Below are 18,813 nucleotides of genomic sequence, written 5' to 3' on the forward strand. Positions count from 1 at the left end.
TGGTCGGCGGCCGTCGCCGGCCGTCGGTCGGCGGCTGTCGCCCGTCGGTCCCGCCGCCGTCAGCGGCGGGACCGGGGTCGGCCGGGGTGCGGCGCCGTGAGCGGCAGGGGCGGCCGGAGACCGCTGTGCCGACTGAGGGCCGGGCAGGCGCCGGTGCCGGCGAGGGTCTGAGTGCCGGACGTCTGAGTGCCGGGCGCCATGGCCGTCAGCAGGCCGGGACCGAGCCCTCGCCCTTCTGCAGGGCCACCAAGGACGCGACCGCCCCCTTGAGGGTGGTCACCGGGACGAGTCGCAGGCCGTCGGGCAGCTCCGTCTTCGCGTCCGAGCACTCCGCCTCGGGCACCAGGAACACCGTGGCGCCGTCGCGCCGCGCGGCCTGCGTCTTGAGGGCGACCCCGCCGACCGGGCCCACGGTGCCGTCGGCCGCGATCGTGCCGGTGCCGGCGACGGTGCGGCCGCCGGTGAGGTCGCCCCCGCTGCCGTCGCCCTCCAGCTTGTCGACGATGCCGAGCGAGAAGAGGAGCCCCGCACTCGGCCCGCCGACGTCGGCCAGCCGCAGCGTGACGTCGACGTCGCCGGCGTCCTCGCCCAGGTAGGACAGCGCGGCCTCGGTGGCGGTGTCCTGCGACTTCCTCATCTCGTCGAGGTTGTACCGCTCGATCTCCTCGACGCTGCCGCCGCCCGGGTAGACCGCGTCGCGCGGCATCACGGCGCGGTCCGTGCGGAACCAGCCGTCGACCACGTCGCCGAGGCTGGTCCGCGCGTCCGGGCCGGTGGCGAGGATCGTCGTCATCCGCAGCTCACCGGTGGTCTTCCGGGTGGACGCGCCCTTGATGGTGATGACCGGCTCGCCCTTGTTCTCCCCCAGCACGTCCGCCGTCGTGCCGGGCTCGGCCACCGAGAACGGCAGCGGCGCGAACACCGCCGTGGCGAGCAGGGCCACGAAGGGCACGGCACAGACGGCTACGGCCTTGGGGCGCGCAAGGCGGGAGAGACGAGAGAGCACGGGATCAATCTAACGCGGGGGCGCCCGGAGGGCGGCCGCCGGGCGGGGCCGGGGCTCAGCTCAGCGCCTCGGCCACTTCCCGCGCCGCGTCGACCACGCGCTGCCCCACCCGCTCCGGCACGGCGTCGGACAGCATGACCACGCCGACGCTGCCCTCCACGCCCGTCACGCCGACGAGCGGGGCCGCGGCCCCGCTCGCCCCGGCCTCCAGCTCGCCGTGGGTGAGCGTGTAACCGGGGTCGTGGGCGGACGTGGCGCGCGCGGCGCGTGCGGCCAGGATCGCCCGGCCCGCCGCGCCCCGGTCCAGCGGGTGCCGGAAGCCGGCCCGGTACGCGACGTGGTAGTCGGTCCAGGTGGGCTCGACGACGGCGACGGCGAGCGCCTCGGCGCCGTCGACGAGGGTCAGGTGCGCCGTCGCGCCTATGTCCTCGGCGAGCGAGCGCAGCGCGGGCAGCGCGGCCTCGCGTACCAGGGGGTGCACCTGGCGGCCCAGGCGCACCACGCCGAGGCCGACCCTGGCCCGTCCGCCCAGGTCCCGGCGGACGAGGGCGTGCTGCTCCAGGGTGGCGAGCAACCGGTACACGACGGTCCGGTTCACGCCGAGCCTGGCGGACAGCTCGGTGACGGTCAGGCCGTGGTCGGTGTCGGCGAGCAGTTTGAGGACACGCAGTCCCCGGTCGAGTGTCTGGGAGGTCTCCGCGGTCACGACGCCCACTCCTTCGTGGTGAGGGCCGGCGGCCTTCCTTCGCGGCGGGTGGGTCGCCGGTCCCGTCGGCGACGCGCATCAGAGGCCGCCGGTGGCAAGCGTCCCGGGCACACCCCGGGCGGGCACCGGCTGCGCTCCGCGGCTGCGCTGCCACGGGGCGTGTGCGTAGCGTGACAGTAGCGAGCAGGTCCGCTCAGCGGAAGGCTCCGTCCAGAATCCGGGCAACGCCCGCCGAGGAGCGGACAGTTTGTCCGCATAAGGGGGCCGCTCGTCCCGTCACTCACAGCGAGCCCCTATACGGAAGATCCTCTTCCGATCGGAGCAGTCCGCTCCGGACAGAAGGGGATCTTTCAGCTGAAGGAGTCCACTCCGGTCGACACGGGCAGCCCCGGGCGACATGGACCGCAGTGATCAGAACGGGCCGCTCCGGGCGATACGGGCCGCGGCGAGCGGAACGGGCCGACCGCCCGCCTCTCGCCGCCCGGCACGACGGCCCGCGCGGCGCTCCCCCGCGGGCCGGGTCCGTCTCACCGCATCCGGGTGGCCCACTCCTGCACCTTGGCGATGCGCTGCTTCAGCTGGCCCGCCGTGGCCTCCGCGCTCGGCGGGCCGCCGCACACGCGGCGCAGCTCGGTGTGGATCACGCCGTGCGGCTTGCCGCTCTGGTGGACGTACGCGCCGACCAGGTTGTTGAGCTGCCGGCGCAGCTCCATCATCTCCTTGTGGGAGACCACCGGGCGCCGCTCGGCGGGCAGTTCGAGGAGGTCGGCCTCCTCGTCGGGCTTCCTGCGGCTGTGCGCGATCTGCCGCGCCTGCCGCTTCTGGAGCAGCAGCTGGACCTGCTCGGGTTCGAGGAGCCCGGGGATGCCCAGGTAGTCCTGCTCCTCCTCGCTGCCCGGGTGCGCCTGCATGCCGAACTCGGCGCCGTCGTAGAGGACCCGGTCGAAGACGGCGTCGGACTCCAGCGCCTCGAAGGGGAGCATGTCCTGCTCGCCGGTGTCCTCGTCCTGCTCCTTGTTCGCCTCCTCCATCTCCTTCTCGGACTCGGCGTACGGGTCCTCCTCGCCCTCCTTCTTCGGCCGGTCGAGGACGTGGTCGCGCTCGACCTCCATCTCGTTGGCGAAGGTGAGCAGGTCGGGCACGGTCGGCAGGAACACGGAGGCGGTCTCGCCGCGCCGCCGCGACCGCACGAAGCGGCCGACGGCCTGCGCGAAGAACAGCGGCGTGGAGATGGTGGTGGCGTACACCCCGACCGCGAGCCGGGGCACGTCGACGCCCTCGGACACCATGCGGACGGCGACCATCCACCGGTCGTCGTTGTTGCTGAACTCGTCGATCCGGTCGGAGGCGCCCGCGTCGTCGGAGAGGACGAGCGTCGCCTTCGTCCCCGTGATCTCACGGATCAGCTTGGCGTACGCGCGGGCCGAGTCCTGGTCGGAGGCGATGACCAGGGCGCCCGCGTCCGGGATGGCCTTCCTGACCTCGGTGAGGCGCTGGTCGGCGGCGCGCAGCACGCTGGACATCCACTCGCCGCGCGGGTCGAGCGCGGTGCGCCAGGCCTGGCTGATCGCGTCCTTGGTCATGGGCTCGCCGAGGCGCGCGGCGATCTCGTCGCCCGCCTTCGTGCGCCAGCGCATGTTGCCGCTGTAGGAGAGGAAGATCACCGGGCGGACGACGCCGTCGCCGAGTGCGCTGCCGTAGCCGTAGGTGTAGTCGGCGGCCGAGCGCCGGATCCCGTCGTCGCCCTCCTCGTACGTGACGAAGGGGATGGGGTTGGTGTCGGAGCGGAAGGGCGTGCCGGTGAGCGCGAGGCGGCGGGTGGCCGGTTCGAACGCCTCCAGGCACGCCTCGCCCCACGACTTGCTGTCACCGGCGTGGTGGATCTCGTCGAGGATCACGAGGGTCTTGCGCTGCTCGACGCGGTTGCGGTGCAGCATCGGCCGCACGCCGACGCCGGCGTACGTCACGGCGACGCCCTGGTACTCCCGGCCGAGCGGGCCGGCGCTGTACTCCGGGTCCAGCTTGATCCCTATGCGCGCGGCGGCCTCGGCCCACTGCTTCTTCAGGTGCTCGGTCGGTGCGACCACGGTCACCTGCTGCACGACGTGGTGGTGCAGCAGCCACGAGGCGAGCGTCAGGGCGAAGGTCGTCTTGCCGGCGCCGGGGGTGGCGACGGCGAGGAAGTCGCGCGGCTGCTCCTGGATGTACTTCTCCATCGCTCCCTGCTGCCAGGCGCGCAGCTTGCTGGCGGTGCCCCAGGGGGCACGGCCGGGGAAGGCGGGAGACAGGTGGTGCGAGGAGGTGGCGGCGGTGGTAGTCACGGTCTCCGATTCGGGGGCCCTCGGTTACGTACGACAACCGGGCCACCCTACCGGTGGCCCGCCCCCGTCAACGCGCGGACGACCCGGCGCCGGACGCGGATGCGAGTCAGCTCACAGACGAGCCGGCGGGCGGGGCCGCGACCGGGTCCGGGCGGCCGGTCCGGGCGGCCGGTACGCGCCGCGTACCTCCCGCGTGCCTCCACGTGTCGACGTGTGTCGCCGCGGTCACCCGGCGTCCTCGCGGCCGCCGGACGCCCCAGTCGGCCGCCCCGCCATCCCACGACCCGCCCGGTCCGTACCGCCGCCGGGCGCCCCTGGCGTCGCCGCACAGTCCGTGCCGCCGCCGGGCGCCCTTGGGCTCGCCGCACAGTCCGTGCCGCCGCCGCGCGGCCCGTACCGCCGTCGGGTGCCGCCGCCGTCACCGCCCGGTCCGTGCCGTCACCGCGCGGGCCCGGTGGACCGCAGCCGCGTCGCCACCCAGGCGCCCGCCAGGGCGACCGCCGCCATCGGCAGGAAGACGGCGGCGAAGGCGGCCGGGTGCGAGCCGGTCGTCCCGGCGGCCGCGGCGGCCGTGTCGTGGGCGGCGGCCACCGCGCCGCCGCCCAGGGCGGCGAAGGCAGCGCCGCCCGCCGCGAGGAGCAGGACGTTGGAGAGCCCGTCGGAGATCTGCAGGGCGGCGGAGTTGGCGCCCGCCTCCTCGGGTGCCGAGAGCTTCAGCAGCAGCACGCTGGTGGAGGAGATCACCAGGCCCATGCCGAAGCAGCCGAAGCCCCACGCGACGGCGACGGTGCCCACCGGCACGGCCTCGACCAGCACGCTCGGCGCGGTCGCCACGGCCGCCGCGACCAGCACCATCCCGACCACCATCAGCCGCTCCCGGTACGGCTCCGTGCGCGGCCTGGACTGCACGTACGAGCCCAGCGCCCATGTCAGGCCGCCCAGCGCCAGCGACAGGCCGGCCAGCATCGGGGACAGCCCGCGCTGGGTGACCAGCATCAGCGGCACGAACGACTCGGCGGCGATGAACGACCCCGCCGCCACGCCGCGCAGCAGCACCACGGACGGCAGCCCGCGGGCCGCCCGCCAGGTGCCGCGCGGCAGCAGTCCCCGCACGGCCGGCACGAGCAGCGCGGCGCCGAGGACGGCGGGCAGGAGCGAGAGCCACCGCAGGTCCTGGGCGGCGTACTGCAGCAGGCCCGCCCCGAGGGAGACCGCGAACGCCAGGCGGATGCGGCGCCGGTCGAAGGGCTGCCGGGCCGGCCTGCCGGCCTTTCCGGCGACCGGCGCGCCCGCGGCCTCGGCGGCGCACGCCGCCTCCGTCGCCCGCACGGCCTTCGCCTCGTCGGAGGGCGCGGAAGCGGGAGCGGGAGGAGCGAGGGCGGCTTCGGGCGTATCGGACGTATCGGACGCGCCGGTGGCGGTGGCCGGAGCGGGAGCGGCCTCGGACGCACCTGTGGTGGTGGCCGGGTCGGCCGCAGTGGGGGCTGAGGCGGCGGGGGCGGGGGCCGCGTCGGACTCGGCCGCTCCGGCCGTCTTCGCCGGGCCCGCGGCCCGCCGCCGGATCTGCGGGAGCGCGAGGGCGAGCGGGAGGACGACCAGGACCGGGATGCCGACGAAGACCCAGCGCCAGCCGAGGTGCTCGGTCACCGCGCCCGAGGCCAGCGGGCCGACCACGGACGGGATCACCCAGCTCGCCGCGAACGCCGCCATGATCGCCGGACGCAGCCGCTCGGGGTAGGCCCGGCCCACGACGACGTACAGGGCGACGATCACCAGTCCGCCGCCGAGCCCCTGCACCGCCCGCCCGGCGATGAACGGCCACATCGAACCCGCCGTGCCGCACAGCAGCAGCCCCGCCGCGAACGCGGCGATCCCGGTGGTGAGCGCGGCGAGCGGCCCGTCCCGGTCGGACCACTGGCCGGCGAAGACCATCCCGAACAGGCTCGTCGTGAAGTACCCCGAGAACGCGAAGGCGTAGAGCGGGACGCCGTCCAGCTCCCGCGCCGCGACCGGCATCGCCGTGCCGACCGCCGTGGCCTCGAAGGCGATCAGCAGGACGACCGAGACGATGCCGATGCTGAGCGCACGGTAGGGGCGGCTCAGCACCGTGTCCTCGGCACCCCCGGCGTTCCCGGCGCCCCCGGTGGGGGGCGCGTTCGGTACGGCCGGGGCGGGGGCGACGTCGATGTCGCGTGGTTCCAGGGCGCTCATGCCGCCAGGGTAAGTGGCATGAGCCGTCATGACCCCTGTCGGGAGTCGGGCTCCCGCCGGGACCTTGGTCGTAGGACCGCGCCGCGCCCCGTCCCGCTCCGCCCTCCCCGCTCCTGCCTCCCGCCGCCTACTCCGGCGGTGTGGGCGTGTCGGTCGTGCGGTACATCGCCTGCACGTCCAGCTCCAGCTGGACGGTGGGGCCGACGACGGCGATGCCGCGGGCCAGCATCGAACGCCAGTTGAGCGTGTAGTCCTCGCGGTGCAGCTCCGCCTTGGCGAGCGCCGCGCAGCGCAGCTCCTGCTCGTAGCCGCCGTTCACGGTGCCGAGGTAGGTCGTGTCCAGGCCGACCGAGCGGCTGATGCCGTGCATGCTGAGCGTGCCCTGCAGCGTCCACTTGGAGCCGCCGCGGTAGAGGAAGCGGTTGCTCGTGAAGTCGATGTACGGGTACCGCTCGACGTCGAGGAAGTCGGCGGACCGCAGGTGGTTGTCGCGGGTGTTGTTGCCCGTGTCGATGCTGGCCGCCTCGATGCGCACCGAGACCCGGGAGTCGGCCATGTTCTGCGCGACCTGGACGCCGCCCTCGAAGCGGGTGAAGCGGCCGTGGACATGGGCCATGCCGACGTGCTTGGCGATGAAGCGGATCGCGGTATGCGGCGGGTCGAACAGCCAGGTGCCGGGCGGCGGGAGTTCGAGCTGGCGGGCCGTTTCGAGACCGACGCGCAGCGTGGGGAGGGAGACGCCGTCGGTTATCTCGACGGCCTCGCGGGCGGGCGCCAGTCCCTCGGCCGCGATCATCATGCTGTAACTGCCCGCCGGCAGCGTCGCCATGAAGAAGCCGTAGGGGTCGGTGGTGCCGCGGGCCACGACGCGGTGGGTGTCCAGTGCGGTCACCGTGACGTCGGCGCCGCCCATGGGCTGCCCCATGGGGTCCACGACCTCGCAGCCGAGCGCGCCCGCGCCGGACGGCAGGGGGACCGTGAGGCCCGCCGCGGCACCGTGGGCGCCCCTGGAACGCCGGCGTCGGAGCAGTCCGAGAGCCATGCTGTTCACCTTTCTCCACCTTTGTCGGAGTCGCCTGCGGGCCCGCGCGACCGACTGCGTTCACGGTCGCCAAGAGCACCCGGGAACAGGGCGCGGGCACGAAGGGAGGCGGCTCGTTCACGATCATAAAGCAGCCGGTTCGAGGGGGACTTCGCGTTATGGGAATCCCTGATCCGGCAGCATTCAGGACAGTAAGCCATTGCGCATCGCGGCGCGCGGCGGGCTCCTGTCCATGCCGCTGATTCCGGAAATTTGCACCGACGCTGTGGCGAAGACCACGTCGCGCTCCGCGGGTACCGCGCCCCGTGCGCGTACATTCCGGGGCAAACGACGGCGGGGCGGCATCCCGTGGATGCCCCCCCGCCGTCCGCCTTCCCGGGCGGTGGAGACCGTGGCGGGATTCGAACCCGCGTAACTCGCTTTGCAGGTTTGTCCGCGCTGCTCAGAGCATGATCCCGGTACGTTCACCGGAGTTCAGTCACGTTCGTGTGCACTGATCATGGAGCCACGTGAACGGCTCCGGACGGTCGTGCACGGGCACGAACGAGACGGGAACTGAGACGGACGCGGCAGCGCCTTGCGGCTGCTCCCACCCCGTGTGGACTGCCTGTTCGCCCGTCGGTACGTCCTACCAACGCATGAAGGAACGCAGCAGCAGTCGAAGAGTCTCGCGGGCGTGCTTCGCTCTCTCCCTGTCCGGGTGCAGTACCCCAAGAACAGTGCAGAAGGTAATCAGCGTAAGGAACACGAGGACGACAGCGCCGAAGCTACTCAACCAGTACGACACGACAGAGCTCCTCATGGAGAAGATGTCCCGCCACCTACGGCTCGCCCGCCGATCCGGCTTCGTAGTGCTGGGAGGTTACGGCTTCAGCAACCTGGGTTCCTGATCATGCTGGGGCTCGGACGCGACCCCGTAGTGCGCAGTCGTGACTTTGATACCCCAGCCCGAGATCAGTACCCCTATATAGAGGAACGATGGGAGTCAGGCGGGGTCGTGCTGCCCGATCGGCCGGCGCCACCACTCCGTGGACTTGAAGCAACCCATGAGCCAGTACGCTTCCGCGTCGTCGAGGATGATGTGGCCGATCGACGGAATCGGCTCGAAACGGAGCATCCGTTCCTGGATGGGTATGGGCTCCCAGTCCAGATCGTGGTGGAGCAGGATCGCGTACGGCTCCCCGCGACGCTGCCAAAAGACCATCGGTTCGGCCACCTCGTTCTCGAAGGACCTGACGATGTCACCCGGGGCGAACTCAACGTCCGCCATGTCCGCCCACCTGCCAACCCCCTCACGCTCCCAGGCTAGGTAGTGCCGCATACCCTGCACGAACGTGCCGAGGCTTACGTCATCCAGCACTGACTCCCTGGTGATGACGATGGACTTCAACGTCTTGCGCAGGGTTCTCGCACGGCGGAGCTGGCGAGTCGCATTGGCCCAGAGGAGGCCACCCCGCTCGGGGTCGTGAACCACACAGAGAACGGGAAGGCTGCCATCTCGCCAGTTGTCCCCATGGTCGCCGACTGGAACGCGGTGTCCGCGCCTAGTCCGGGTCGATACCCCACCCTTCACTTGTATGGCCACAGAGTCCTCCGTCCGTCGCCCGTCCTGAACGAAGGTGACGTGTAGGTCCTCGCCGTGGTCGTTGCCACCGTCGATCTCCTGCACGATGTGGCCGTGCCGCTCCAGCAGCGCACGCACCTCATTCACCGCCATGCGCCCAATACGCCGACTCTCAGGCACCTTCGGCATCCAGCCCCTCCCCCACCATGTGCGGAGATCAGGCTATCGCCGACCGCTGACACGCAGCCTGCCCCGGAGACTGGGGCAGCGGTTGCCCCGAGACAGAAACCGAGACGGACTGACGGGCCCCGACGCTGTCCCGCTGCCTACCGAGGGGCCACGTATGACGAACTGGGGCGGCCAACATCGTTCACGTCTGGTGCAGTTGTCTGCTGATGATGTCAAAATGCCTACATGGGGGGATCACACCGCTCGCCAGACGAGCCAGAAGTCACGTCTTCCAAGGATGAACTCACGGACGACGGAGCGATCGGCGCTGCAGCAATCTTGCTGGCGCAGCGTGGCCAGACCACCGCAGCTTCACTCATGCTCGATGTGACGGCATTCGTCTTTCAAAGACGTATGCATCACGAAGAGAGCATGGACTTTACTTCCGAGCTCGAATACGAGGACGTAATCCTTGAGGTCGAGCCTTACCTAGCCAGCCGCTTCGATCAGTCAATGGTCAACCAGATCAGCTCCGCCCTTGACGCCGTTGGGTACAAATGGAAGCGATACTTTGGCGAAGTTACGGTTCGCGAGGTCATACCTGAAGTTGGTCCAGATTGGAGGAACAGGCTCGCTCGTGAACTGGAAGGCAAAGGCGTAAGCAATCAGGGCCGAAAGGTTCGCTACACGCCAACACATCCCCGAGTTGATGACTTGCATCTCACGAATGAGTGGGAGCATAGGGTCTATCAAGTCCTTAGGGAGCGGCAGGCAAGTTTCCCAGACAATGAGACTATCGGCATCATCCCTCTTGCGGGAATGCGAGTTCTGGAGCATACATTCGAGCCGGATTTAATAGTTACATATCGTGGCCGCGTTGGAGTTATCGAGGTCGACGGACCGCATCACAAGGGCCGAAGGTCCGACGACGCCGGACGCGAGCGACTTTTAAGAAATGCGGGTATCAGACACATCGACCGCATCGACGTCGTTGATTCTACTCAAAGATCCGAAGTGGAAAAATTTGTAACTGATTTCTTGAAGCACCTGGGCGCCCATTAGGGCCGAGCGAGCCGCAGCATGACTAGCTTGAGGGGGCAGAGTGCAAAATCCGGACTCGACTCAATACGAGTGCACCGAATGTGGAAAGATGACCAAGGTCAACGTGCGAACGGGACGCCTCTACTCGCATCAACCGCCAGAAAATATTCGCGTTTGTCCAGCATCCGGAGGCATAGTGGCGCCCCCGCTGGGGGGGTGAACCGCTGAGACTTCCGCCACTGCGCCCTCGACATGCACCAGTAGTTCCTAAGCACCCTCAACGTGTCGCAGACGATTCATCAACCAGCGTTCGGACGGTAAGTGGTGGGTTGCCTGGTCTAGGCAAGAAGCGCTGAGGAGCCTATGTCCATGGAAGACTGCCGGCCATCACCAAGCATTCTCGGGGACACAGTCGTACCCGACACGGATCCAATGCGCCCGAGAGCCCTCGCTTGGGATACCTACTCAGACATGGCGCTTGCAGAATGGTACAAGCTTCTGAGTCTGAACCCGGAGGAGGATGAGGTTCAGCGCTTCCTTGAGCTGCATCCGTCAATGATCCCAGGCGGTAGCGGTGATGTTGGTCCAGGTGGACACCACGGCTCGGATATGGGAGCAGTCTTTAGGCGACCCAAGCTGATCGGTAGCGGCCGGACGTTTGAACCAGATTTCATGTGGGTCACCAGATCCTCTGGTCTCGTCACACCAATTCTTATTGAGATCGAGAAGCCATCGAAACGATGGTTCAGAAAAGATGGCCGCCCTACAGGCGAATTCACAGAGGCTCACGACCAACTTAATGACTGGCGCTCTTGGTTCGCCCGCTCATGGGACTCATGGGATGGTCAACAACCGCAATGGCGGCCCGGTATCAACACATGGTCGACGCGGTTCGTACTGACATCGCACGCCAGGTCGACGGACTTATTTGGGAATAAGCAACTCGGGGCGTAGCAGCGGTTACGCCCCGAGCAGCCCTACTATTGGACCGCTTTTCCACCTAGGAGGCCCACCATTGCTCCGAAGCCGAGATTAGCAAGAGTGGAGCATGTATCCATGGCGGATTTCGCAGCCTCAGTTGGCTTCTCCACAAAAATTCCTATGTAGAGACTAGCCATCAACGTCAGGACAGTAATCAACGCCACACAGATAAAAACTAGCTTGAAGTGAGCGGTAATTGTGGTAACCGCAGGAACGGCGGAATCATCTTGCTGACCAACGGTCGATGAGGGATCGACGGTGTTAGGTGCAGCGTTCGCAACACCATCACTCATCCTTCTTACCCCTCTTTACCTTCTTGGCGCTGTTCCTGTATTTTCTAGTATCACCACGAAAGCGAGCATAACCTTTTACTCTATACGGCCGGTAAGTACCACGCACGCGTTGTCGTTTTTCGTCCTGAATCTCTGCAACCTTAAGCAATCCATGTTCTTCGGAAAACTTTTTGGCGGCCTCGGTACCATTAAACTCCAGCCGCTTGCCCTCCACCTCGACGATCACTGTGGTGGCTCGTGGACGTCTAAAAATTGTGTGCAGAATGCTGCGCACAGTGGCGCTGCTAAGTATTGCCGCGAACAATGCTCCCGCCGGAAGCAACTGAAAGAGCCACTCTGGTTCCACGTCCTACCTTCCCCCTAGGTACGTACTGCGGGCTGCGGCGCGCTGAGCGGTGTCTCAGATTGTGCCCTCCCATCATGCTGCTGTCCGCACCGATCGACTCATCTGTCGTGTCCGTAGGGACAAGGAGCCGTAAGTGAGACGGTAAACGAGACGAGCGCGCGAAGGGGCGGCACCCTCGTGAGGGTGCCGCCCCTTCGTTTTGCCTGGTCAAGGCGGTGGAGACCGTGGCGGGATTCGAACCCGCGTAACTCGCTTTGCAGACGAGCCCCTGAGCCGCTCGGGCACACGGTCGAGCCGGGTCCGGAGACCGTGGACGGGGCCCTCGGCCGGTACGTCCGCTCCGAACTCGTTGCCTCGACCGTAGGCCCCGGCCCGCCCGCCCCTCAAGCGATCGGGCGGGGCCGCAACACGACTGCCACACGCCGTTCATGAACGGTCCCGCGCCCATCGCACCCGGCCGCCGTCACGCCCCTCCCGGAGGGCGCCCCTCCCCCGGAGCGCCCCGCCCGCAGGGCGCCGGGAAGCCCTCAGGAGCGCCGCTCGCGGTGGAGCAGGCACAGGGTGAACGCCAGGGCCGAGACGTCCGCGCGGAACGGGCGCGGGGCGGGGTCCGCGGGGCGCCACACGAGCACCGTGCCGGTGGTCCCGTCGAGGAGGAGGTCCCGGCCGCCGGCCAGCCCGCCGAGCCGTATCAAGCGCCCGGCCCCCGCCGGGAGTTCCTCCTCCGGCAGCCACGCCTCCCCGTCGCCCGCGCCGTCGTAGTGCTCGGCGAGGGTCGGCAGCGGCATGTCCGTGCCCAGCCGGAACACCCCGGCCTCCTCCGGCAGCCCGTGCTCCCGCAGGAACCGCCGCGTCGGCCCGTGCGTGAGCGCGGACGGGAAGTCGACGTCCTCGAACCGCATGATCCGGCCGGCCCCGAACTCCCTCTCCAGCAGCCGGGACGGGAACTTCAGGACGAGGCCCGCGCCCGGCTCCGCGACCCGGGCGAACGGCCCCGCGGAACGGCACCCGGCGTCCGCGCCCGCCCGCACGACCGCGTCCGTCCGCGCGTACGCGAAGGCCCCCGCGCCCTCCCCGTACCCGAACCCGTACGGAACCGGCCGGCGCGGCGCGTCGTACACGTCCGGGACCGGCCGGTACGGCGCGTGCCGGTCCAAAGTGACGGTGCCCGCTTCCGCGTGAATCGTGCTCATGGCTCCCCCGCGCATGTGATCGCATGATGCTGCCCCGCCGGGCACCGGCCGCCCGCCGGGCGCCGGTCCCCCACTGCTGGGAAAACCCTACGCGGCACCACTGACAACGCCCCGGAACCCAAGCGCCGCAAGGGTCCCGGGCCCTGCCGGGGCGTCACCACGACGGCGAGCAGACGGAGGTGACGGCGGTGTGCCGCCGTCACCTCTCCGCGCTGTCGCGGGTCCGTCGTCCCTCCCGCGTCATCGCGGGTCCGTCACCACCGCCGCCTGCGGGCGGATCGGGAGGCGGTTGACCGGGCGGCCCGTGGCCGCGCGCACCGCCGACGCGACCGCCGCCGGGGAGGTCACCACCGGTACCGCGCTGGCCGCCTTCGCGCCGAACGGCGCCACCACGTCGCGCTCCTCGACGAGCTTGACGATGCGGATGTCGGGGACGTCGAGCGCGGTCGGCAGGGCGTAGCCCGTCAGGTCGGGGTGGCGGATCACGCCGCGCGCGGTGCGCAGGTTCTCCGTGAGGGCCGCGCCCACGCCCTGGGTGACGCCGGCCTCGATGCGGGCGGCGAGCTGCGCGGGGTTGAGCACCCGGCCCACGTCCTGGGCGAGCGCCAGTTCCACGACCCGTACGGAGCCCAGCTCGATGTCGACGTCGACGACCGCGCGGATCGCGCAGAAGGCGAGGCCCACGAAGGCGTCGCCCTGGCCCTGGGCGTCGAGCGGCTCGGTGGGGTGCGGGCGGCACTGCGCGGTGGCCCACAGCTCCTTGCCGTCCAGCGCCTCGGTGACGGTGGTCGACAGCACCCCGTCGTACGAGGTGATCTTGCCGTCGGTGATCTGGAGCAGCTCGGTGGACATCCCGAACTGGTGGGCCAGGGGCTGCAGCAGCTGCGCGCGGACCATCTTGGCGGCGCGCTCGACCGCCCCGCCGGACACCCAGGTGTGCCGTCCGTGGCCGCTCGGGCCCGCGGGCGGCTGGTCGGTGTCCACGGCCGCGACGTGCACCTCGTCGATGCCGAGCGTCTCCTGGACGATCTGCCGGGCCAGCGTCGCGAAGCCCTGCCCGGTCTCCACGGCCGCGCACAGCACCGTGGCGACGCCGTCCTGCACCTTCACGGTGGCCGTCGAGACCTCGTCCGCGCCCTCGGCGCCGAGCATGTGCACCATGCCGAGGCCGTAGCCGACGCCGCGGCGCACGGCGCCCGGGTCGCCCGCGCCCTCGGGACCGCCGGGCAGCAGCCACTCGTCCTCGGGGGTGTCCTTGGGCAGCGGCGGCAGGGGGAAGTCCCGTACGGCCTGGAGGAGTTCGGCGACCGGGGCCGGGCAGGTGACCGTCTGGCCGGTGGGCAGCACGTCGCCCGTCGCCATGACGTTGCGCAGGCGCAGCTCCGCCGGGTCGACGCCCAGCTTCTTGGCGAGCTTGTCCATCTGCGCCTCGTAGGCGGCGCACACCTGCATGGCGCCCTCGCCGCGCACGTGCCCTGAGGGCGGGTTGTTGGTGCGCACGGCCCAGCCCTCGATGAAGGCGTTCGGGACGACGTACGGGCCGCAGGCGAAGGAGACGGCCGCCGCCAGGGCCTCCGACGACTGGTCCGCGTACGCGCCCGCGTCGAGCAGGATCTGCGCCTCGACCTTCACCAGCCGGCCCTCGGCGTCCGCGTGGTGGCGGTAGCGCAGCAGGGTGGGGTGGCGGTGGGCGTGGCCGAGGAAGGACTCCTCACGCGTAGCCGTGATCTTGACCGGGCAGCCGGTCTTCAGCGCGAGCAGGCCGAGCGGAAGCTGGAAGCCCTGGTCCTCGCGGTCGGCGGTGGCCCCGGGGACACCGGTGACGACGATCTTCACCTGCTCGGGCGGCAGGCCGTAGCAGGCGGCCGCGGTGTCCCGGTCGGTGTGCGGGTCCGTGGAGGCCGTGTACAGCTCGACGCCGCCGTCGGGGCGGGGCACGGCGAGCCCGGCCTCGGCGCCGATCGGGGCGGGGTCCTGGCGGCCGATGCGGTACAGGCCCTCGACGACGACCTCGCCGGCCGCCTCGGGGTCGCCGTGGCGCAGCGGGATGTGCCGGATCAGGTTGCCGTCGGGGTGCAGGGGCTCGGCCTCGAATGCCTGCTCCGGGTCGGTCACCGGGTCGAGCACTTCGTACTCGACGATGACCGCGGCGGCGGCCATCCGCGCGGTGTCCGGGTGGTCGGCGGCGACCGCCGCGATGGGCTCCCCGTGGTGGCGCACGACCTCGGAGGCGAAGACCGGGCGGTCGGCCCGGCCGCGGCCGTACCGGGCGTCCGCGGGCACGTCCTCGTGGGTGACGACGGCGCGGACGCCGGGCATCTCGCGCGCGTGGGTGGTGTCGATGGACAGGATGCGCGCGTGCGGGTGCGGGGCGCGCAGGACGGCCGCCCACAGCAGGCCCTCGGCCCACAGGTCGGCCGCGTACGGGAAGGTGCCCTCCGTCTTGGCGCGGGACTCCGCGGACGGCAGGGACGCGCCGAGGCCGTGCGGGATGGGCTCGGCCGCCGGTGCGGGCGGCGCGGGGGCCGCCGTGGCGGCCGCGGTCTCGTTGCTCACGCCTGGCCTCCGTCCTGGCCGTACGGCTGCTCGTGCCCGCCGTCGTGCGGGTGCGGGTGCGGCGGGTGCTCGTGCTGGTGCGGGGCCTGCGCCTGCACCTGCGGGTCGTGCGCGTACGGGTCCTGCTGGTCGTGCATGTACGGGTCCTGCTGGTCGTGCATGTACGGGTCCTGAGGTGCGTGGCCGTCGTGCCCGTCGTGCCCGTCGTGCCCGTCGTACGCCGCGGGGTTGACCCCGCCGTCGCCCGGGCCCGCCTGGTGCGGGATACGGAGCCCCTCGGCCGCCTGCTCCTGCTCCTGCTCCCGCTCCGCCTCCGGCTCGGCCTCGGCGGACGCGTGCGCCTCGCGCTCGGCGACGACCTCCCGCACGGCTTCGAGGACGCCCCGGTACCCGGAGCAGCGGCACAGGTTGCCGCACAGCGCCTGGCGGGTCTCCAGGTCCGTGGGGGCGGGGTTGCCCTCCAGGAGGTCGTGCACGGTCATCGCCATGCCCGGGACGCAGAAGCCGCACTGCACGGCGCCGCACCGGGCGAGCGCCCGCTGCACGTCCGAGGGCTGCCCGTCGGCGGCCAGGCCCTCCACGGTGCGCACCTCGCTGCCGGCCGTGGTCACCGCCGGCACCAGGCACGACGCGACGAGGCGCCCGTCGACCTGCACGTTGCAGGCACCGCACTCGCCCTGCGAGCAGCCGTCCTTGGCGCCCGCGAGGCCGAGCCGCTCGCGCAGGACGTAGAGCAGGGACTCGCCGATCCAGGCGTCGCTCACCGGCCGGTCGACGCCGTTCACCCGCAGGACGTAGGAGGCCAGGGGGCGCTCCTCCTGCGGCGGCGGGCCCGCGGGGGCCTCTTCGGGGGCGCCGGCCTCGGAGGCGGTGTCCTGGACGGCGTCCTGGGCGGCGTCCTCGGGCTCCCCCGCCGCGGCGGCCGCCTCGGGCGCGGGCTCCCCCGCGTCCTGGTCGCTCGCGGGCTCCTCCGGGGCGGCGTGCCCCTCCGGGGCGGCGTCGGCGGTCCCGTCGGGCTCCTCGTGCTCCTCGGGCGCCTCAGGGGCCGCCTCCTCGGCGGGTCCGTCCGGGGCCGGCTGTCCGTCCGCGGCGGCCCCTGCGTCCGCGGCGGCCCCTGCGTCCTCTGCGGGCGCGTCCTCTGCGGGCGCGTCCTCGACGGACGTGCCCCCGGCCGCCGCCTGCTCGGCCGCGGCCCGGCCGTCGTCCCCGCCGTCCGGCCCGTACTCGGAGACGGTGGGGCCGGCGGGCTCCTGCTCGGCCGGGGCGTACTCCGCGGGCTGCTCGTACCCGGCCGGGGCGTACTCCTCGGGCGCGTGCCCGGCCGGAGCCGCGGGCTGCTGCTGCGACCAGGGCTCGGTCGCCCAGGGCGCGGGCGCGCCGCCCGGCAGGGTGGACGGGGGCGTGCCGCCCCACTGCTCGACCAGGGCGGAGGTGGTGAACTCGCCCGACTCGTCCGGCAGATCGCCGCCCGCGACGGGGATGGACCACTGGCCGGTGACGTCGTGCCCGGACACGGGCGCCTGCGGGGCCTGGGGGTCCTGGAAACCCTGGGCGGGCTCCTCGTAGACGGGCTCCTCGTAGGTCCACTGGCTGTTCTGGCCCGTGGCACCCGAGTAGTACGCGAAATCGCCCTGGGCGGGCTGCTGGGGGGCCTCCTGGGCCTCGCCCGGCTCGGGCCACCCCCCGGCCCGGGACTCGTCGTACTGCTCGTACCCGGCGTGCTGTCCGCCCCTGCCGTCGTCGGCCGGGGCCGGCCAGCCGAGGGCCGCGGGGTCGGTGCCCGCGGTCGCGGCCGGGGAGACGGGGATCTGGGGCGGGACGTAGCCGTGGCCGGGCGCGGCGAGCGGCGAGTGCGCGTCGAGGAGCGCTTCGATGCCGCCCTCGGGCAGCTTGACGAAGGCCGTGGCGCCGTCGTCGTAGTCGCCCTGGGGCAGCGGCTCCCAGGTGTTCCCCGGCTGCGGGGCGCCCTCTCCGTGCTGGTCGTCGGTCACGACAGCGCCCTCCCCAGTGCTCGTCGGGCCAGTGCGGCGACGGTGCGCCGCAGGTGCAGTACGGCGGGCGGCAGCGGCGGCACGGAACCGTCCTCGGCGGGCACCGGGTCGGGGATGCAGGCCGCCGCGACGTACTCGCCGAACGCGTGCAGCGCCTCGGGGACGAGCGCGCGGTTGTTGTCCCAGTCGATCAGCGAGGCGACCCACTGCTCGGCGTCCAGGGGCCGCAGCGGCATCGGCGCTATGGCGCCGACGGCGCACCGCACGCCGCGCCGCGCGGGGTCGAGGACGAGCGCCACGGACGCCGTCGCGCGGCCCGGCCCGGTCCGCCCGGTGGCCTTCAGGAAGACCTGCGGGGCGTGCAGCAGCGGTACGCGCACGTAGCCGATGAGTTCGCCGCCGCGGAGCATGTCCACCCCGGCGAGCAGGTGCGAGACCGGGATCTCGCGGCGGGCGCCGCCCGGGCCCGCGATGACGAGCGTCGCCTCCAGGGCGGCGAGCACCGGGAGCGCGTCCCCGGTGGGGGCGGCGGAGGCGATGTTGCCCCCCAGGGTGCCCGCGTTGCGGATCTGCGGCGGTCCCGCGGCGCGCGCGGCGGCGGCGAGGGCGGGGATGAGGGCGGCGAAGTCGGGGCGGCCCATGCGGGCGTGGGTGAGGCCGGCGCCGAGCAGCGCGTGGCCGTCCTGGTACTGCCAGCCGCGGATCTCGCTGATGCGGCCGAGTCCGACGAGCGCGGAGGGGCGCAGCTGCCCGGAGTTGACCGCGGTCATGAGGTCCGTGCCGCCCGCCACGGGGACGGCGGCCGGCATCGCGGCGAGTGCCGCCACCGCCTCGTCCAGCGAGGCGGGCAGCGTCACGGCCTGCGCCGCCTGCGGTGCGTGCGTGGTCAAAACCGGCTGCCCCTTCCCGCTGCCCACCTGGTCCCACCTGCTGTCGTACGGTACGTGCCGACAGGGCGGACGTGGCAACTCTGGCACATTCAACCAGTGCCCCGACGCGGGGGTCCGCTAGGAGGCATTCCTCCCTCCCACCAGCCGATCGTCCATTTTCTCCCGACATCGGCGGTCACGGCGAATTGACTCCCTTCGCGGACGGTTGAGCGGCTTCGGGGCGTGCGGCCGGGCGGCGCGATCCGGAGACGGCGGGACGATCCGGCACGAGGTCCGCGCCCGGACCGGGGACCGGCGCGGGCCCCGGTCGCGGAACCGCTCCGGGCGACGGCCGCGCCGCCGCCCGCGGACCGGCGCGCGGCCCGACACGCCGCCCGGCCTGCGGAGCGGCGTGCGATCCGGACCATGGGGGACATACGAGGCGATCGGGACCATCGGGGCCGCGCGGCCGGGGGCCGCCCCGCCCGCGCGGCCGGAAACCGCTCCTCCGGCCGGACCTCCGGC

13 protein-coding genes, 1 tRNA gene and 2 pseudogenes are annotated in these 18,813 nt (G+C 71.7%); 3 read left to right on the top strand and 13 right to left on the bottom strand.

Annotated elements, in window-relative coordinates; translation table 11 throughout:
- Positions 1–205: 205 nt before the first annotated feature.
- From IE271_RS09720 to IE271_RS09745, 6 genes are all read right to left on the bottom strand, one after another.
- Entirely contained in the window at positions 206–1,006 is an 801-nt protein-coding gene (locus IE271_RS09720) for a S16 family serine protease (RefSeq protein ID WP_190189799.1), read from the bottom strand.
- A gap of 55 nt (positions 1,007–1,061) precedes the next feature.
- Positions 1,062–1,712, bottom strand: a complete 651-nt coding sequence (locus tag IE271_RS09725; protein WP_190189800.1) for an IclR family transcriptional regulator — start codon at positions 1,710–1,712, stop codon at positions 1,062–1,064.
- A gap of 527 nt (positions 1,713–2,239) precedes the next feature.
- On the bottom strand, positions 2,240–4,033 hold the full coding sequence (locus IE271_RS09730) for a DEAD/DEAH box helicase (RefSeq protein WP_190189801.1): 1,794 nt from the start codon (positions 4,031–4,033) through the stop codon (positions 2,240–2,242).
- 438 nt (positions 4,034–4,471) lie between these two features.
- Complete coding sequence (locus tag IE271_RS09735; RefSeq protein WP_190189802.1) at positions 4,472–6,244, bottom strand: MFS transporter; 1,773 nt, start codon at positions 6,242–6,244, stop codon at positions 4,472–4,474.
- Positions 6,245–6,371: 127 nt separating this feature from the next.
- Positions 6,372–7,286 (bottom strand): YceI family protein, encoded by a 915-nt coding sequence (locus IE271_RS09740; RefSeq protein WP_190189803.1) that lies wholly within the window; start codon positions 7,284–7,286, stop codon positions 6,372–6,374.
- A gap of 985 nt (positions 7,287–8,271) precedes the next feature.
- Complete coding sequence (locus tag IE271_RS09745) at positions 8,272–9,003, bottom strand: DUF4365 domain-containing protein (RefSeq protein ID WP_190189804.1); 732 nt, start codon at positions 9,001–9,003, stop codon at positions 8,272–8,274.
- A 261-nt stretch (positions 9,004–9,264) separates the two neighbouring features.
- Here IE271_RS09745 and IE271_RS09750 point away from each other — a divergent pair, with 261 nt between their 5' ends.
- From IE271_RS09750 to IE271_RS41775, 3 genes and pseudogenes are all read left to right on the top strand, one after another.
- Positions 9,265–10,080 carry a putative endonuclease domain-containing protein gene (locus IE271_RS09750; RefSeq protein ID WP_190189805.1) on the top strand — a complete coding sequence of 272 codons (816 nt, stop codon included), beginning with the start codon at positions 9,265–9,267 and terminating at the stop codon, positions 10,078–10,080.
- 534 nt (positions 10,081–10,614) lie between these two features.
- Positions 10,615–10,821 (top strand): annotated as a pseudogene (locus tag IE271_RS43890) (hypothetical protein); the annotation flags it as partial.
- 56 nt (positions 10,822–10,877) lie between these two features.
- Positions 10,878–10,997 (top strand): annotated as a pseudogene (locus IE271_RS41775) (tyrosine-type recombinase/integrase); the annotation flags it as partial.
- Positions 10,998–11,039: 42 nt separating this feature from the next.
- On the opposite strand, the gene IE271_RS09760 reads toward IE271_RS41775, so the two are convergent.
- The 7 genes from IE271_RS09760 to IE271_RS09790 all read right to left on the bottom strand — a co-directional run bounded on the left by IE271_RS09760 (position 11,040) and on the right by IE271_RS09790 (position 18,309).
- Positions 11,040–11,333 carry a hypothetical protein gene (locus tag IE271_RS09760; RefSeq protein WP_190189807.1) on the bottom strand — a complete coding sequence of 98 codons (294 nt, stop codon included), beginning with the start codon at positions 11,331–11,333 and terminating at the stop codon, positions 11,040–11,042.
- The gene (locus IE271_RS09765) at positions 11,326–11,679 is read right to left on the bottom strand and encodes a hypothetical protein (protein ID WP_190189808.1); all 354 of its coding nucleotides are present in this window, start codon (positions 11,677–11,679) and stop codon (positions 11,326–11,328) included. The genes IE271_RS09760 and IE271_RS09765 overlap by 8 nt, the downstream gene beginning before the upstream one ends.
- Before the next feature lie 216 nt (positions 11,680–11,895).
- Positions 11,896–11,970: transfer RNA gene (locus IE271_RS09770), tRNA-Cys, on the bottom strand.
- Positions 11,971–12,206: 236 nt separating this feature from the next.
- Positions 12,207–12,872 (bottom strand): SUKH-4 family immunity protein, encoded by a 666-nt coding sequence (locus IE271_RS09775; RefSeq protein WP_229919218.1) that lies wholly within the window; start codon positions 12,870–12,872, stop codon positions 12,207–12,209.
- Between the two features lie 240 nt (positions 12,873–13,112).
- A complete protein-coding gene (locus IE271_RS09780; protein ID WP_190189810.1) occupies positions 13,113–15,428 on the bottom strand; it encodes a xanthine dehydrogenase family protein molybdopterin-binding subunit in 2,316 nt (771 codons plus the stop codon).
- Positions 15,425–17,419, bottom strand: coding sequence for a 2Fe-2S iron-sulfur cluster-binding protein (locus IE271_RS09785; RefSeq protein WP_190189811.1), 1,995 nt, complete (start codon positions 17,417–17,419; stop codon positions 15,425–15,427). Before IE271_RS09785 ends, IE271_RS09780 begins: the two co-directional genes overlap by 4 nt.
- Entirely contained in the window at positions 17,416–18,309 is an 894-nt protein-coding gene (locus tag IE271_RS09790; protein ID WP_190189812.1) for an FAD binding domain-containing protein, read from the bottom strand. The genes IE271_RS09785 and IE271_RS09790 overlap by 4 nt, the downstream gene beginning before the upstream one ends.
- Between the last annotated feature and the right edge of the window lie 504 nt (positions 18,310–18,813).

The organism is Streptomyces minutiscleroticus, assembly GCF_014650875.1.
GTDB classification, from domain to species: domain Bacteria; phylum Actinomycetota; class Actinomycetes; order Streptomycetales; family Streptomycetaceae; genus Streptomyces; species Streptomyces minutiscleroticus.